Genomic DNA, 18,865 nt, shown 5'->3' on the forward strand with positions numbered 1-18,865 from the left:
TAAAAGTGAAGTTTAATATCTTTAATATCCCAAAATTGATAAGTTAAGTGCTATATAGCACTATAGCACTTAGTCTCATATTATTAATTTAATTATAAAAAACGACGATCAAATGCTGTTTGCCAATCATCTGCAAATCTATTTACTGCATCATCCACCACTGGTGAACGAATAATTGAGTAAGCAAGTTCAATCGGTAATGTCACCGAAGAAGCCCCCGCTAATAAACAATCAACAACCTGACGGGGTGTTTTAAAACTCGCGGCAAGGATTTTTGTCGGTAAATTATGCATAGTAATTAGGGTTTGTAACTCTTTTACCACTCTTACCCCATCAGAGCCTTGTCTATCCATTCGATGAACATAAGGGGCAATATAATCGGCTCCTGCTAATGCCGCCATTAACCCTTGTGAGACACTGTAAATTGCGGTACCTAATACCAGCATGTTTTTTTGTTTTAATTGTTTAATCGCGACAAGCCCTGCTTCAGTAACTGGGATTTTAATCACGGTATTATCCGCGATATTGCCAATACGTAGTGCTTCTTCAATCATGGTATCGACATCACTGGCAATGACCTGTGCAAATACCCGACCTTTGCCACCCATTGCTGCTTTTAATTCAGGTAACAGCGTTTCAATATCTTGTGCCGATTTAGCAATAATAGACGGATTGGTAGTGACACCTGCAATAGGAAGAACTTGAGAGAGTTTTCTGACTTCTTCGATATCCGCTGTATCTAAATAGATTTCCATAATCGCGCCTCAATAATGTGGGTTTTAAGCTAAATAATTATAGGTATAACGTAGAAAGTAGCATTGTGCGCGATGGATTTCTAGTCGATTCAATGAAAATAGCGCCCATACAAAGGCGCTATTGATTAAATTTCAATAATAAATGGCGATTAATTTCATTTAACAACTAAACAATTATCAATCTAAATTTATATTTAAATTTCAGAGGTAAAACCTATTTATATTTAAAACAGAATAATATATAACCAACATAATTATTAATATTAAAAAATGATTTTAATTGAATTGATTATTTTTTAAATTCCGCATCAATGACTTGATAAAAGGCATTACCCGTATCCGCAATATCCCAAACGCCTAAAATAATTTGATAACCTGAACGCTCTGGTATATTACAATTTATCTCTACGGTTTCTGTTGGTATTTTGCCATTATCATCTTGTTGGCAGAATGGCGTTAAATCAAAGTCAGCACGGGTCAGCGGTTTATTCACATCCCACCCTGGTTTGGTAATAAAGAATCGCCATGATGCAGTGCTATGCTTTGCAGTTAATGTCCACTTAAAGGTATTTTCTCCACTTTTCATTGCTACTTTATGCCAGCGATCAGCACTTTGTGCATTTAAAGCAGAAAAAACGTCTTTTCCACCACTAGCAATTTGACCATCAGCAGGTCCATCTTTAGGAAAGCCTTTAAGCCCTTCAATTGATTGAGGTTCATACTGTATTTGACCACAATCTTTATTTAAATTTTTCCCTGTTGATGAACAAAGGAAAGCTCTACTGGGGGGGACATCAATATATCCATGTTTTAATGTCACATCAGCTGATGCTGTTGAAATAAAACCTGCTGATGATAGTAATAATGTTGCAGTAAATACCATAAGTTTATTTTTTTTCATAATGAAACCTCAATAATTATTAAAAACTTTTAAAGTATAATGATTGTGTTAATCACATTAGATATTAGTCAAAAAAAGATAATTAAATATGTGTTTATTAATATTTGTGAGCAATATCGCTATTTAATTTAATATTAAAATGGAACTAAAACGGCTATTTAATATTTGTTAGATATACAATTTATTATGGAAACAAAAACAAGTCCTTAAAATAAAATCTAAAATAAATAAGTATTCAACTGTATTTTGACTATTAGAATTTATTAACCTTCATTATTAAAGTAATTTTTAATGAGTGTTTATTGAGAATAGTAATCACACTTAAGTTAAATGTTATATATAAACAAGTATCATTATAACAAAGGGATATCCAGTGGTTTTCCCTATATATAATGATATAAAAGTAGCCATTATAATAATTAATATGGGCTACTTTTACTTAATCACATTATCTTTTATAAAGACTTATTGCATTTTTGACTTTATTTTCTAATTCTTTTGCATAAATATAAGATACACCTCGCTTAACTTCGAGTTTAGAAATTTGAAACTGTGTTTTTGGTAGCATCAAAACTTCTTTTTCAGTGTCTGCAAACTCAGAAAGTTCTTTGCTATCAATTAGTTTCCCTCGTTGTACTTCTAATGACATAATATATCGGATGTCATTTATACCAGCACTCGCTGAACTAGCAAATTTTTCTGAAGCAGCTTTATCTAATGATGTTGATAAAAAAGCAGGCTCATAAATAACATCATTCACTTTTAACCCTGCATTTAACGCTTTATTCATTGCAGCACCGCGATAAACATATCCTGAATAGTTAGGTAATATATTTAAAGCATCAATAACTTCATTAATTGAATTCTTGATATTACTTGCCATTTTATTTATTCTTAATTTTTCATTATATAATCGATACTTACCACCAGTGTAACGCCGAATCGCCGCTTTATGTGCATCTGTTAATGTATTTTCACTTTTATTATCAATATTTATTGGTTTTGGTATTGTTTCACTATCTACTGAATTTAATGTTTTTTGCAATGGTAATGAAGCAGAGGCTACCATACCAATATCTAAATTCTGTACTTTATTTTCTAGCAAACTTACATCTGATACTATTTTTGATGAACTAACCGCATTTACCTTTGTTTTTTCCTCGATAGAAGGCTTAGGTTTAAGCTTAACTGGAATTGGAGAATTATTCTCATTACTAGAACTAGCTTGGTTAAACATCGCAAAATTATTCATATTGAGTTTATTAGGCATTCGTCCATCAGGATCGTGCAAAGTCACCGGGTTATTACGCACCATGCGATATAAATTAAGTCCATCTACCGTACCGGCGGGATCAGCACTTAACCAACGACCAATCCACGGCTGATAATAACGGTAGCCGTAATAATAAAGTCCAGTAGAATCTTTCTCTTTTCCTGAATAACGGATCGTTTTGTAATCTGCTTCTACCGCATTTTCGCTAGACCAAATTGCAGTGCCTCCATAAGGGTAATACTCTTCATAACTGACTAATTGCCCTTTACCATCGGTTTCTAATCCGCTATTACCAATACCGTCATCATAGCTATAGCGCAGTGAGTTATTTTCAATGCCTTGCGGTGAGCCAATTTCCCAACATAATGCTCTGACTTTTGCACTGGTACCTACCTGAACTTGAACAACATCATATTTTTCTCTTGTCGGATATTCTCCAACTTCCCACACTTCGATATTGGATAAGTAATGAGTGGTGATTTTTTCTAACTTATCAGATGTACCTTGTTTACGACCTCTTAATTTAGTGGCTCGTTGTCCCCCGCTATCATATTGATAAGTCTCACCTTCATAAATCATTCCATTTTCTATTCTATTCTTTGTGGCTTCCAATTCATTACGGTTATTCCAAAGTAGCGTATCGCCATTCAGTAGTTTGGTTAAATTACCACTCTCATCAAAATAGCTATCCACCTTGTGTGGATCTGCACATTGAGATTTCAATAAAGCACGATTGGTTTTATGAGAAACAACAATATCTTGAGTAAAACTTTGTTGTGCCGTCGGGGAGTTATGACGAATTTGTGTTAAATTACCACCACGATCGTAAGTGTATAAACGGGTGTAATTAGTATAACTTTGTGCATCTTTAGCGAATGTTGTCACTGGTTGGGATTGCATCGAAGCAGGTGTTTGTTGGTTAGCAGATTCACGGCCTGTTGCACTGACTAATTGATATAGTGAGTCATACACATAACGATTTTCAGGCACCACTTTCTGATTACGCCAATAGCGAGTCGCTTCAGCATCGTTTTTTAACACAATAATATTGCCCACAGGATCATACTCATAACGCAGATCTTGCATGATCTTCGCCCCTAACCTATGACCTTGAGGGCGTTCTGTTTTAACATGCAATAATCGCTGAGTTTCTGCTTCATATTCATAAATGGTCACTAACCCATTGCCATGCTCTTCTCGTAATTTTTGCCCGGCAGCGCTATAAGTGAGTGAACGCAAAATCGCTTGTTCTGATTGTCCCTTTAACGTCACCCACGATTGTTTAACAAATCCGGCAATATCATAGACAATACGACGTTGATGGCCTTTAGCATCTGTTTCAGTTAATACAGCACCTACGGCATCATAAGAGTATTGTGTAACGTATTTTTCAGCCTTCTCTAGGTTATTCATACTAGAGCCACTTGCTGACCAATCAACAATAGTCGTACCTAAAAACTGTTGTGTCTCTGAAAGTATATGGCCATTTAAAGCATAGTGAGTATAGGTTTTTTTACCTGCTGTATCATAATGTTCAATACATTTACCAACTTGATTATTAGCAACATGTTTTTCAGTGTCACCATCTCCCCATACAAATTGTTGGATAACAACGTTGCTTGAATCACCTAATTGTTGTTCTTTTACTTTCTCTAAATAACGCGCAAGACGTTGATCTGTATACTCATACGTAGTCACTATACCTTTTGCGTTAATCTGTTGTGAAACTGTGCCTTCAATATCATTCAGATTAAAACTAATACCATTATCAACGCCTTTTGAAAGTGATAATGCGCCTCCTAAACTCACCGTTTGTTGAATATTAGGCTGAATACTGACATCTGACTGTTGTGTGTCATACAGTCTTGCATCAATACTGCGCTCTAAGTAACCACGAGAGTGATAGTGATGACGAGCAATACGCTCATCTGTTTTATTTATTATGTCGGGATGGCGACAATAGTTAATTTCACGAATTGTCGATCCACGGTTATCATAAACCACCACAGTGGGTGTTCGTGTGTGTAATTGTTGATTTGACATAGTTTTATAATTCCTTAGTTAATTTTCTTTTTATGATCCAATTCATTGCTACTACGCAGATTTTTTGAAGCTAATATTTCGGCAACGGCTTTTTTATCGGTATTGCATTTTTCTAAAACCAATATTAAGCGTGCCACATAATCAGGATAATCTCCCCATACTTGCACATTAAAAAAGGGTGCAGAGCACGGTTGTAACAAATGCGTAGGAACAAATTTATCCGGTGCTTTAACGATGATTGAGGGAGTTTTGCTGCAACTGGATAACAGCATCAGGCACAAGCTCATTAGCACAAGGCGTTTGAGCCAAAATCTGCCGTAATTCCTGGCGTATAACATGATTTTCTTCCTCTAAAAATTGTTGCTCCTTTTGTTGATGCATAAGTGTTTCAGAGACTTTTTCTGCTTGTTCGTGCCATTGCACTAATTGTGATTGCAATGTGCGTTGTTGATATTCAAGCTGATTGTTTTGCTCAGAAAGTCGATTTATTTGGTTATATTGATAACGAATAACCAGTAGAGTGAAAACAATAATAATTGCCACTCCCCCTTTAACACCTAAACGTAAAAAAGTGATTATATTCATGGGTTTGTCTCTCGACAAAGCTCATAATGAGGGCCATCACGAAATGAAGCCCAATCACCACCCCAATTAATTCGAACATTTAATTGATAAGCGGCTTTTTTCATCGCCTTTGATACTGACTCAAATGCTGACCAATCTTGCCAAGGGATCACTCCTTTCACTAAAGGCACAATATCAACGGCATGACCTGTTAAATGGCGACTATTGAGGGTTTTGCTTTTACCTTCCTTCATTAGCTCTTTTTGTCGAGCTAATGAGCGTACCCCTTCAATAACGACAAAGTCATATTCACTAAATGTCAGTGCCAAATTAACCACTCGGACTAAATCCCGATCCACACCTTCTAGGTTTTTTTGGCTACGTTGACTTAATGTATATATGCTCATTTAGGCTCCTTAAAGTTATTCACACCAAAAATACGGTTCCACAACCAAATTAAAGTTGTGCTACCCATTGAGCCAAAAAGCCCTGCAATCATGTAAGACATATAACGACTTGCTCCGCTTTCAAAACTTAATAACCCGCCTAATAATCCTGTAAAAACAGAGATCACGACTTGGCTGGTGATACCACACCAAGACCACTTAATTTGTTTTTGCCTAATTTCCATTAAATACCTCACGATACCTCCCCAGGCTGAAAATCCACCGATAATCATCCAAGCCAGTGCATCGCTTTCTGATGGGATCGCAACTAGCATAATAAAAGTCCTAAATAATGCGGATTAAGCGACATCGCCAATTAATCCGCATAATAAGTAATGAATAATTTACATTAGGGTGTCATTTTCATCTTCCTGAGCCACAAACCAAGGCGTTACTATCGTATTACGCTGATAGTTCTTTGCTGTGTTCACATGATATAAACGACCTAATGCGTCGTAATAATGAGTATCTGCAAATCGATTAGGCTGTACTGAAGACTCAGAGATATAACGCCAATCATTAAGAAAATAAGGTTGATAAATGCGCTTTATATTCCCTTTACTGTCATATTCTGTTTCACCTGAAATTGCCCATCGTGTTGCAGTACTTTTTACTTTTGCCTGTTGTGCGCTATCAACAACGAGTTCTCCTTTTTCACTACGCAAAAAGGCGTCTCCTGCTTCAACTCTCACGGAGGTTTGCAATAAGCGACCAAAACCATCGCTAAATGCGATTTGTTGGCGGATCTGCTGTTGTGGATCACTGTCATAACGGTCAGTCATGATTTGCAGTGCATGAGGTGGTAATTTTGCAGATGTTGACATCCAACTGTCGGCCACATACACAAAACCCGTGGCAATAGGTAGTGTTGATGTTAGTGCCAAAGCTCCATTAATTGTTATTGGCATGATAAACGTTTTATCGCTATAGCCACTTTGCTGGCCATTTTCGGTACCTGAAAAACGTGTTGTGGTCACACGCCCCAAACCATCAAAGGTGACTTGATGAAGATTTTTGTTTTCATCCGTAATAGAGTTAGGTGATAAAAAACGCCAATCGTAAGTAAGATGGAAATCTTGTGTATTTAAAGGTGACTCTTTGCCCATTAGTACACAAAACTGCTTATCCCATAACAACGTGTAATCACAAGAAAGTGCTGTTTTCTTGTACACAAGTGGTTTATAGAATTGTGCTAATGAACCATATTGGATGACACCTAACAGCGGTTTTACCCACAGCGTTTTGCCTTTTTCTGACTCATCAGCAAATAAATACGCTTTTTGTTGATAACCTGCATTTATCATCACTTCATCCAATTTTAAATTTGGATAAGGCTGTGAAATTGCTTTTGCGGTTTCTTCATCGAGTTCAGCCGTTTCGCTAGAGGCTAAACGCACAGGGAAATCAGGTTCTGCTAATGTGGCATTACCATTCGCATCTAGATAAGCAAGTTGCTGCTGTCCTACAAATACGGATGCCGATTTTTGTGTGAGCAAATTATCAGTTGCTAATAACGCTTCGATATTTAAACCTTCCTTAGGCTGTTTTTCGGTACTTAAGGTCCAAATATCTTGACGATTTGTTGCTGTGATCCTTAGCTGATAAACCTGTTTTTCAGGATGATTAATATGATGACAAGTTTGACGAGATAAACCTAAGCGCAGTGCATGTTGTTGATCATCATAACTGGATACCCATAACGTCTCTGGCAAGCTTTCATAATGTTGATAAGGATTTTTTGTACCTTTAGTTCGTCTTGGATAATCAATCGAAACTGTTTTAGAAACAAAACCATAACTATCTTGTTCTAAGATGATTTGTTGATGACAAGCAGGATCAGTCGCAATACGCTCATAGTGATATTCACGACTTTCTACCACCGAAGGCATTACCACTGGGGAGCGCCCTTGCATTTCAATTAGACGTACTTGAGGTCGCTGTTCTGTGACAACATAAGGCACATTGGAGACAACGGTATTGTCTAAACCATAAATCTCTTTTCTGAGTAGTTGACCCTGTAACCCACGCTCAAGCCAATAACCTTGTTCTTGGCGCACTGTGTTATCACAGATCTTTTCAGCGCTTCCTTCTCCTTGTGTAAAACGCGGCGAGAAATGAGGAAATGCGTCATTATCACCTTGCCAAAACTCGTTATAAAGCTGAGTATCAACAATGGATTTCCCTGTTGAAAACCATTGACGGATTAACGCACTTGGCGTTTTATCCGTTGTATTTTCTTCACTTTTAAATGATTCAGCGTTCGTAGTTTCAACACAACCAAAACCACGGAACTCTTTTTCTTTACCGTCCCAGACACCATAACGATAATTAAAAGTTTGTGTTAACTGACTTTGTGTAATCTCATCAACTGTTTCAATTTTCCAAAGCGTATGCAAAGAAAAAGGTAAATGACTCACCGCTTTATTTTTGCTTTGTTGCTGAGCTAATTTTTCATCCAACCCATATTGAGCAGAACTACGGTAGTGTAAGTTTTGGATCAGCCCCATATTGTTATTAATAGAGGTTAATAACCACGGTTTGTTATTTTGCAAAGAAAGCACCCAATGTTGCGGTGTTGGATAAGATTTTGTCAGTAAAATACTGGCAATACCCAAACCTTGAACATCCGCCACTTGTAGTTGGCATTGGTTATCAAAACGCATGCCTTTAGGTAATGGGATATCATCACCACGTACAAATTGATTACCACTTTGATTAAAATAAACTTCTAAATGAGTAGATTGGGCATAAATGATATCAGTTGTACCACTACCATCTAAATCGGCTAAATAAAGCTGGCTAGGATTAAATTTAAGGCGATCTGCCGAAAATCCCGCAATAGTGATTGGTGTGCTAAATTTACCCTCACCGAGATGAACCCAACAGGTTACTCCTTGATAATCCACTTTAATTAGATGTTGTTGCCCAGAACCCAACACATCACTAAATGCGACTAAAGCACGACGATTAATATTCTTAATCGGTAAGAGCACACCTTCAGCCTGCATTATCTCTTTACTTTCTTTCCAACCTTGAGCTGAGCCAGCATAAAGACGAATACTACGAGGGCCAATCAAGGCGAGATCAGCAAAACCACTGCCTGTTAATGAGGTGATTTCAGCTCTAGGATGAAAATATTCCACAGGTATGGCATCAAGTGGCACAAAATTAAGCCAATTCTCTGCTTTAGTGTCATCCTGAATGTAATAACCGTTTACATTACCTTGTGTAACTAACCATTCTAATTTGCCGTCCCCCGTAATATCTGTCAGCATTGCTGAACCACGTAACAATGGGATAACAGGGAGTTTTTTAGCGTTATCCCATGTTATGGCATTAGGATTTTGCTTATCTTCTTTTCTAATCGGCGCACGATACCACCAAGCACCACTGTCTTGATACAACACACCAGCAAGCCCTTCCCCCAATAAATCAACATATTGATAAGGCTGTTGTGGTGTAAAAGAAGCGAGCTCATCCAACAATTGCCATTGAGCTTGTTTAGTCGTACCGACCTGCTGCCAGTCAAATTTTACAGGAGGCAATGTCACTAACGACTGTGTATCTTTATTGTCATTAAACGCCGATTGTTGTGCAGAAACTAATATCGAACCTGCTCCAGACTCGATATAAGTCAGTGTTAATCTCGCCACTAATTCCGGTATTTCGGCCAGTGCTGCTTGTTTTTCTAGACTTTCAACACGGTGATACATCAGTACTTGACGGCATAAACGGCGAGTACGGACTTCAAAACCGTAATGGAAAAGCGAAAAACAGTCTTTACGCAGTGCCCAGGCTGAATTGCTCTGCCATTGAGGATAAGAGGCTAATGCACTGCTACGTTCACCATAATCAAACACCAACGTAAACAAAGCATTTTTAGGTAATGTGTTATCGGTTTTAGTACATGAAAAAGCACGCTCTCCCACAGCGTTACCGTAATACACCTTTTCTAAATATCGTTGTGTATTGGCATTGGTATGTGATTGAATTTCTTGCGTATCACAACCTTGCTCATCTTCAGTGCGATAGCGATATTCAATTTGCTCACCAGTGGCTGAAACAGAAGCATTAAGGTTCCATTGCGCAATATGTGCACTGTTTTGACTATCCACAATCTGTGCGGTGATTTCATAGCCAAACAAGTGAACTTCACCATTGGCACTCAACATTACCCAAAACTGTTTGGGTGTATTGGTAGGTGCATTCGCCTCATTTAATGACCAAAGTTCAAACCGGCTAAAACTTTTTTCAATGCGTGAACGATAGGTTGTCACTTGATATTGATGGGCAAGTTTTACACCTAATAATGTATTACGCTGTGCCGTTTCAATTTCACCTTGTTTATTGATAATTGGCACAATCACTTCACCTTCTGGCCCAACAAACTCATCTTGTTGAGTGTACGTTGGCACACCTTTTGATGTACGACGACGGATCGCCATCACGCCAACAGACCAGCCAAAGCCAAATGCACTATTACCTGCTTGATTTTGATACGTTAAAGCTAAAGCGGGGATATAACTACGACATTGGCTAATCGGTAATGGTAAGCTAAAAGTGGCTGCACCATCGGGGCCAACAGCGCTCATGTTGCCCGTTAATCCTGTGACAGCCCCACCCCCTTTCGGTAAATTCGGCGCATCAAAGGTCAATTTCTCTGAATTTTGCATGTAGAACTCCTGACAGGCTCCCTAAAGAGCCTGTAATTAAGATTTGGATAATTAGCGAATGGTGTAATTAATATGGAGAATGATGTCGTTAAGTGTCAGTAACATCTCTTTTTGCTTACTAGTTGCATCAGGGAAGCTTAAAGTCAGTGTACTGGTGTCATTCACTGGTAACCCTTCAAAAGGGAGATAACGATCATCATTGAAATTCAGTTGGAATTGGCCACTGTCATTCATACCATGAGAAATCGCAATTGCATTACAACCTCTTGGTTTCACCGCACTACCGCCATAATTCAGCACTGCTCTTATATTCTGATAAGCACCTGTTAATGCTGGTAATGTCACACTAATTTGTTTAACTCGACGTAACTTACCTAAATCAGCAGGATAATCTTTGTCGATAGCTAAATCAGAGAGTTTAATTGAAGCTTGTAATTGGCCGTTTTTCAGCGTAATACCATTTTCTGCGGTACCTAACTGTGTTTTAGATTGATTAATCACATCAGTTACTTGCTCAAACCCAAATGGCTTAGTGCTTAATCCTTGATATACATCGCTCAACGAAACAATTTTGGTAATTTCTAATGCGCGTTTATCTTTTTCAAGGTAACTGTTTTCCATCTGAGTCAGGTTATGCATTAAACTTTCACCTGCCATCAAACCAGAATAATTACCTTGCCATGCACCTGGACGGATAAAGGTTTGGGTTTCGCCTAAATCGTACTGATAAGCCAATTCCGCCATACGACAGCGCGAGATGGCTAAGTCGTAGAAAGGTTTATAAATTGCCATTAATTTGCCACGTAACCAGTTATACAAAGCTTTATTGGTAAATTTATTTTGTAAGAAAGTTAAGTATTCTTGTGTTTGCTGTTGTTGCAATTTCAAACTATCAAGTTGTAAACTCGCCGCTTCTTTACGTACTTTTAGGGCTTCAAGTTGCGCATCAATTTGATTTATTTCTGCTTTTGCATTATCACGAGCCAGCTCCCACTCTTCACGACGACGACGATAAGACTCAGATTGGCTTAATCTATCTGCTGCAATACGAGTGGCAGAGCCTGATAATTGCAATCCAATTGAAGTAGCATTAAAAATAGCCCCAAAACGAGAGCCACCTACCGCTAAACCATAAATATTAGGTACTAAATCAGCTGCTGCTCCTGCGATATTCAACCCTTGACTTGCCGTATTGAGTACAGAAGAGGCTAAATAGAGATCCATCGCTTGTTGTTCTGATGTACTAATATTTTCATCATATAACTTGCTATAGTGATCAAGACGGTTTTGTGCCCCAACGCGTAACGCTTTTAACGCTTTCTCGTTATAGGTAAATTCTTCGATACTCTTCGTCTGATACTTCATATTTTGCAGAATAATTTCACTACCTTGCGTAGTAAGTAATTCTGATAATGCTTGAGCATCTTGACGTTCCGTAATGCTAGACAGTGAACTACCAAACTGCATTAGCTGACTGACTACAGATTTTGCACTATTTAAAATCACAGGGAAACGTTGTGTTGGCATAATTGCATTTGGCAATGCACTGCCACCTTGTGACTGATTCACAGCAGCATTTTGTAATGCTTTAGGATCTGCGGGTGTCGCGTAAATCGCTAAAGACAGAGGTTGCCCATCAATCGATAAATTGTGACGTAAATTAAACAGACGTGTTTTTAACGTATCGCGATACTGCGCTAACTTCTCATTAATTTGCGGTAAAAAGAGCGCAGTTAATGAATTAGCGGTACGTGGAGATACGGTTTCTTCACTTTTGCCATTAATTACACGGGTTGGTTGTTTTGTTTTTGATGCAGCCTCCGTTAATTTAGGGGCAGACCAAATGTTATTACCTAACAACTCGGTTTCATCACCCAATAATTTCAGCGCTTGCATATACCACATTTTGGCTTCATTTAAGGTGTCACGTTCTAATACACGATAAGCACTGTCACCGCGTTCCATGAGAATATCGAGACACTTCATAAAAGTGGCCAATTTATAGTGCATTGGATCCGTTTGCGCCACGGCATCCGGATCGGTTGCATCCAGTTGTTCTTTATCCCATGCGGTATCAGCTAACAGAGGCTGTGAATTCCAAACACGATCTGAGTAAGTGTCGTTTTCGATATAGCCATTAGGGCTAAAGACATAACGTAACCAACGACTGGCCTCATCATAATTTTGTCCTTCCAGCATCACATTGGCGACCATCATTGGGGTGTAATAAAACAGTTCCCAGAAATAGAGTGCATTGGCGCCATTGAAGTCCATGGTATCATCCGTATTACCTTCTAATGCAGGTTCAGGTAAACGCTGAGTATCTAGAGTTAAAATAGTATCAATCCCTTTATTGGCACGTTTAACTAATTGACGGGCAAATAAGGTATTTAAACGCACCAGCATAGGCTTATTTGTAATACTCATTGACATATACTGAGCCATTGCTGAATTTGTTTCTACTTTAATAATACTTCCTGTATCCGCAACGATAGTTTTCTTAGCTTCAAATGAAAAAGCCTTTTCTGATAACACATCAGATTGTTTATTTTTAACCTTAACATTTACCGTTATCGTTGTTTTTTCATTTCGGGTAAATTCACTAGCTGGAATATCTAAACTAAGTATGCCATCTACATTATTGAAACTATTTATACCACCATTAAATTGGCTATGATTACTCCAACTATCAATATTGTATTCTTTACTGTTTTCCGTAGATTTTATTTCGATTGTAATATCACTGATCTTTTCTGCTGTATTGTTATAGATTGGATTAAAATCTTTAATTAATATATTATGTCCCAGGGTTTTACTATAAGCACCATAATAATTATCACCCTGAGCAAGATAAATAAAAAGCATATTTTTATTTTGTTTTTCCACCTCATAACCATAATTACTCATTTTCAAAACAAAATATCCATCACTCTCAAGATAATCTTTATTTAGGTTAATTATATGGTTATTATTATAATGAGTATCATCTGTAATATTAAACATTGTATTATCATTATTCATACATCGACGAGCAAAGTCGACCTCTACTTTATATTCATCATTTTCATCAACAAAATAATAATAAATATTTCTTAATTTATAATCAAAAATTAAATATAAAGCCAAACCCACACTCTCATTACATGCACTTGCTAAATTATTATCCTTACTTTTACCTATTTTAACCCTGAAATAATAAATATCTTCAAAATCATCATTATGAGTATTTTGGTATGACAGTATTTTTGTCACGTGCTCCTTTACATGCTCTTCAGCTTCAATTGTTTTTTTAATTTCACATTTAATAGCGGCAGAAAATAAACATGTTGCGCCATGATCATTTAATTTAATTTTAGCATTATTAATTAAACTACCTTGTAATGATGCTAATTCAGAATCTTTAATTGTAATATTAGAAGTAGGTTCACGTGAAATAGTATAATTCGTTTTATCTCTTTTTATAAAATGATTATTTATAATTCTAACGATACTTCCTTTCGAATCATCTAATATATCGAACTCATTTTTTGCATTAATATAAATACTTTCAATTTCATTTGCAGTTCCTTTGGAAAAATTCAATTCATTATCAATATAATAAATCTCATATTCATCTTTTTCAGCTGAGTATGTTCCTGACATTTTATAAAATACAATCATAACTTTATCAAACTCATCACTATAACTTAGATAGAAATTGAGCTTATCCAGTTTATCTAATCTATCCAATACTTCATAATTAACAGGTGAGCTCCAAGAACCATCATAACGAATATGAGAAAGCTTTAAGCTATATTTAATTTCTTTTTCAATTTTTTCTGCCGTTTCATTTTTAGCAGTTTCAAGCCGCTCAATCCAAGCAATATATAAACGATTATTAAAAATTACTGGGCGAATTAAACCATTATAAGGATTTAAGCCATTTTCAATTTTAGTCCATTCTGTCCAGGCATTAGCCGCCATTTTGCCGTCTTTAATTTTACTATGGTCAGCACTGCGCCAATAATAGCTCATTTGATCAGCAGGGTTACGGCCAATAAAATAGGTAATGCCATCATCTAATGTTACACTATCATGATAACCACTTAATACCTCTAAATTTGCCACTTGCTCAAATGAAGTTAAATAGCTTTTAAAGGCATCTTCTACCGTATCTTGGTTAACACTATTTTGGCTAATAGATTGTAATAGGGTATCCATCATTTTGGTTTGCCCAATACGCATAGTTGGGTCAACATAGTTTTCAGGATAATAGACTAATTTAGACACACCAGCCCATGTACTATAACGCTTATTAAACTCATCCCATTGCGCAAAGAAGGTGCGACCCTTCACATTTTTATCGACATCTTTTTCATCACCTGATAAACAATTATTGACATAAAATTGAATATTAGCAATTGCTTGCGCAATCCGTGTCGTCATAATTTCAGCTGAAACTTGATTATCAATTAATAAATGGTGATAAACATCATCACGACTAATTAATGATGTATTCGTGTTTTGATTAGCATAATAGTGGGTCAAAACGGCTGCTTTTTTCTCATCCATTATCTGAACAAGTTGTGCCGTTTTCTCATTATTTAAACCCGCTTGCATAATTTGGCTTAACTTATTCCACTTATCATAAGTTCCCGCGACATTATTATTTTCAGTATATTTTAAATCAACTAATAATTTGAAATCCTTAGGTGAAATACCAAGTGTTTTAGATAGTTCAAGATATTGGATAAGAATGGTAATATTTTGAAAATCTTTTAATTCTTTAGTTGGTGTTAATTCTAAGGCTTGGGTCAGCGTTGTTTTATCAATATTTAAAATAGAGGCCATTTTTTCAGTCGTTAATGACTGATTTTTAAGTTCAGTTAAAAACTCATTCGCCACATTGCTACATTGTGAAATAAAATGATGGAAATCAGTAATATGCTTTATTTTATCAATCGTCAAAACATGATCTTCTTTAGGATAAAAAGATGTTCCTTTGACACTGATAATTTCTAATTCATACTTATTTAACCCTATTTTATTAGAAACTAATGTGGTTTTTTTAAGTCTATTAAAGAATAGTGCAATATCTATTTTATCTTGCTGAGTTAAATTACTTTTAATTATTATTGGTAGTATATCTTTGAGATATTTATTACCCGTTTCTAGATCAACCCAATGTAATATAAAATCTGATTTTTCGATAGAGTCAATACCCATTTCAGATGCAATAAAGGAAGAAACAGCTGAGAATTGTTCTGCGTAATCTGTTGATGTGTTTTTTAATATTACTTTTAAAGTATTAATTAACACTCCAAGTTCATAACCAAACTCAAGATCATATTTTGATGAACAAATCAAAAATAATTCATTTATCGTCCATTTCTCTTTTTTAGCAAATTTAACAACATTATTAAGAGTATGAATTAAATTACCCATATCATCTGAAGTAGTATGGGTTGAAATTTCTTTATTAAATGGAGAAGGGAGAATATTAATAAGTAACACTAATTCATTAATAGATAAATTATTTATTTTTGATAATAAAGCGGTACGGTATAACAATGAAAGATCCGCTAATGAACACGTAAAGCTAGCATTACCCGATGCTAATTGCCATAACATAACTAATTCAATATCATTGACATTAAAAGCGCGTTTTAAAGTATTTAAACGAATAATATCAGTAGAAGATGTTGCATTAACTAAATCAAGGGAATGGTTATCATCAACAAAAAGAGTATCATTAAGTGGTGGATAATTAAATAATTGATCAAATTGAGATGGTGTATTATCTAACGATGTTTTTGAAATTAATCCACCATTAAGCACAATCGCTTGTTCCACGGTAATATGATAATCATTCATTATCATTTGAATATGAAAAATAGCACTTAGCATTTCCTTATCAATATTAAATTTACTATTTTTTGATTGAATTGCGGTGATCACAGAAGATACTGGCATTCCTGTCGCTTTATACAATCTAATAATTTTATTTAAATTTAACAGTTCTTTATTAGATAACTTCTCTTTCTTATTAAACGCTTTGATAACATATCGAGCCTCTTTCTGTTCAATATTATAATATTTCGCTAAAAAACTAATTCTATTTATAATATCAGGGCTAATAGAGCCAAAATTTTGCTTAAGCAGTGTATCGGTATCTTTATCAACATCTTCAACTAAAATATTATAAAGCTCAGGGGAAATATCCGCTTTAATAGAAGCCAGTAATGCTGAATCTAAGGTTTTAGTCACCTCAGTCGCTGTCATTAAACCTTCAAGATTTTTATCTTGAAGCATAATAGCTTGGCGGATAGTTTCATAAGGTTGATGATAAGGTGTGCCACCCGTTAAACGATTTGTGGCTAATTCACGAAATAAATCTTTACCGCTACCTAATTTATTTTGTAGTGCAGTTATTAAAATTTGATTTGATAAAGAAAGTGTAGAAACTTCTTTATCCATATTTTCTTGAGAAAGCACTAATTGCGCTAAATCAGGGCGACGCTTATCAAGATGATAAATCGAACTTTCAGCATGTAAGGCTTTTGCTTCACGATAAAGTTCGGTTAAATAACCTGCTGGTGAAAACATAGAAGCTACAGATTTGCCATCAACAAATGTATCTCCCCTTTCAGGGATCCAATCACCTAATGCACGGGTTTGTGTTGATTGTGGTTGAATACCTAAAGCCACGGCATTTTGTACTTGTGGATTATTACGTGCTAAATAATGAGCTTCGTTAAGCTTATTGATTTTTACAGCTTCTTGAGCCTCTTTATATAATATTTTAGCTTCATGCCACGTTAATTTTTCAGCACTTAATGCACGAAGTTCATGCAATGATAGTGGTGCTAAATCCTTTAATGTAATAGTTTCCGAAGTGGAAGCGTTCATTTTTGTTAAAAGCGTATTAATGTTTTTCATTAAATATTTCCTAATATAAGTTAATTAAAGTAGAGATAATTGGGCCTTGTTTTTATCTCGAATATTAAAATATCAAGAAAATTAAAAATGAAAATTGAGTTTTTTATAATGTGATATTGAGTTTTTTTATGCTTTATAGGCTGATTGCCATTTTTAATAAAAAAGCATATTCAAAAAAATAGATATAAGTAATAAATAAATTAAAATAACAATAAAAAATAAATCATTTGATTTTGTTTTTTATAAAAAATGCTATTATTTATTATCAAATTTAGTCGATAATATTATTTTTTAATTTATCCTCGATGATTTTTTCAATTTTAGTCGCTCTAAAAATATTATTGACAAATATCAATATAAAATTTTTATTCAAGCAGATTATTAATTTCAATTAATATGTCTCTGTGGAGAACACCTGTATGTTTTTCTCACGAAAAATAAATCAGTTCTTTGCTGTCGCAACTTATCAAAGTCTAGTAAAAGCAGCAGAAAAAGTTAATGTCACTCCATCCGCGCTACGTCATGGCATTAATGAACTTGAAAACCAAATTGGTAAATCATTGATTAAACGCTCAAAAAATGGAATGGAGCTTACTCCGGCAGGAAAAACACTGTATGAGCGTCTATATCCCTATTATAAAAAAATCAGAAAAATTGAGACACAGCTCCTTGATTTAAACGAAGATAAAACATTGCTTTCAATTAAATTAGATGGTCTTTATTATCCTGATTTAAAAACAAAACTATTGGAAATAAGGCAAAAAAATAATCAATATAAACTGTCTTTAGAAGATGGTTATATTGACGATATTAATGAGGAACTCTTTGATAAAGAGTTTGATCTTGTTATTTCTTCTCTTGAATTTGACTATCCCGATAAAAATATTAATACGATTAATTTATGCACACAAAAAGTCGGCTTATTAGTGAATAAAAAACTCTATGAAAAATATTCAGATACCAAGACACTCTTTGCTAAAGAAACGTTAATACAAAGGAATAGTTCTTTGCATAATCCGATATTTTTAACAATTTTAGATAGATTAAAAAAACAGGGTTATCAATATCATACTTTAGGTTTAACAGAGATGGCGGATGTATTGCAATGCATTGATGAAGGAGCAGGTTATTGTTTTATACCTGAAAACATTCATTATATTTCAACGATCACAAATGATGAGGTCCAATTTATTCGTTCACCATTTCCTTTTGATATTTTCTTACATCAAAAGGTCTATTTTAAAAAAGATAATGATAAAAAATTAGCCGATATTGCAATGACACTACGCTAA

The 18,865-nt window shown here is 35.3% G+C and carries 10 protein-coding genes; 1 reads left to right on the forward strand and 9 read right to left on the reverse strand.

The window, feature by feature from the left end:
- Positions 1 to 92: 92 nt before the first annotated feature.
- The 9 genes from fsa to JEP40_RS03280 all read right to left on the reverse strand — a co-directional run bounded on the left by fsa (position 93) and on the right by JEP40_RS03280 (position 17,573).
- Positions 93 to 755, reverse strand: coding sequence for a fructose-6-phosphate aldolase (gene fsa / locus JEP40_RS03240; protein ID WP_198622437.1), 663 nt, complete (start codon positions 753 to 755; stop codon positions 93 to 95).
- 289 nt (positions 756 to 1,044) lie between these two features.
- Positions 1,045 to 1,656, reverse strand: a complete 612-nt coding sequence (locus tag JEP40_RS03245; protein WP_198622438.1) for a lytic polysaccharide monooxygenase — start codon at positions 1,654 to 1,656, stop codon at positions 1,045 to 1,047.
- Between the two features lie 448 nt (positions 1,657 to 2,104).
- A complete protein-coding gene (locus JEP40_RS03250; RefSeq protein WP_198622439.1) occupies positions 2,105 to 4,972 on the reverse strand; it encodes an RHS repeat-associated core domain-containing protein in 2,868 nt (955 codons plus the stop codon).
- A gap of 14 nt (positions 4,973 to 4,986) precedes the next feature.
- Positions 4,987 to 5,244 (reverse strand): hypothetical protein, encoded by a 258-nt coding sequence (gene lysC, locus JEP40_RS03255; RefSeq protein WP_198622520.1) that lies wholly within the window; start codon positions 5,242 to 5,244, stop codon positions 4,987 to 4,989.
- Complete coding sequence (locus tag JEP40_RS03260; RefSeq protein WP_198622440.1) at positions 5,201 to 5,557, reverse strand: hypothetical protein; 357 nt, start codon at positions 5,555 to 5,557, stop codon at positions 5,201 to 5,203. Before JEP40_RS03260 ends, lysC begins: the two co-directional genes overlap by 44 nt.
- Positions 5,554 to 5,943 (reverse strand): M15 family metallopeptidase, encoded by a 390-nt coding sequence (locus JEP40_RS03265; RefSeq protein ID WP_198622441.1) that lies wholly within the window; start codon positions 5,941 to 5,943, stop codon positions 5,554 to 5,556. Before JEP40_RS03265 ends, JEP40_RS03260 begins: the two co-directional genes overlap by 4 nt.
- Complete coding sequence (locus tag JEP40_RS03270) at positions 5,940 to 6,257, reverse strand: phage holin family protein (RefSeq protein ID WP_198622442.1); 318 nt, start codon at positions 6,255 to 6,257, stop codon at positions 5,940 to 5,942. The genes JEP40_RS03265 and JEP40_RS03270 overlap by 4 nt, the downstream gene beginning before the upstream one ends.
- Positions 6,258 to 6,326: 69 nt before the next feature.
- Positions 6,327 to 10,655, reverse strand: a complete 4,329-nt coding sequence (locus JEP40_RS03275) for a SpvB/TcaC N-terminal domain-containing protein (RefSeq protein WP_198622443.1) — start codon at positions 10,653 to 10,655, stop codon at positions 6,327 to 6,329.
- A 51-nt stretch (positions 10,656 to 10,706) separates the two neighbouring features.
- The gene (locus JEP40_RS03280; RefSeq protein WP_198622444.1) at positions 10,707 to 17,573 is read right to left on the reverse strand and encodes a neuraminidase-like domain-containing protein; all 6,867 of its coding nucleotides are present in this window, start codon (positions 17,571 to 17,573) and stop codon (positions 10,707 to 10,709) included.
- A 419-nt stretch (positions 17,574 to 17,992) separates the two neighbouring features.
- Between JEP40_RS03280 and JEP40_RS03285 the strand changes: the two genes are divergently transcribed.
- Positions 17,993 to 18,865 (forward strand): LysR family transcriptional regulator, encoded by an 873-nt coding sequence (locus tag JEP40_RS03285; protein WP_198622445.1) that lies wholly within the window; start codon positions 17,993 to 17,995, stop codon positions 18,863 to 18,865.

It is taken from the genome of Proteus vulgaris, from assembly GCF_016239305.1.
GTDB lineage: Bacteria > Pseudomonadota > Gammaproteobacteria > Enterobacterales > Enterobacteriaceae > Proteus > Proteus vulgaris_C.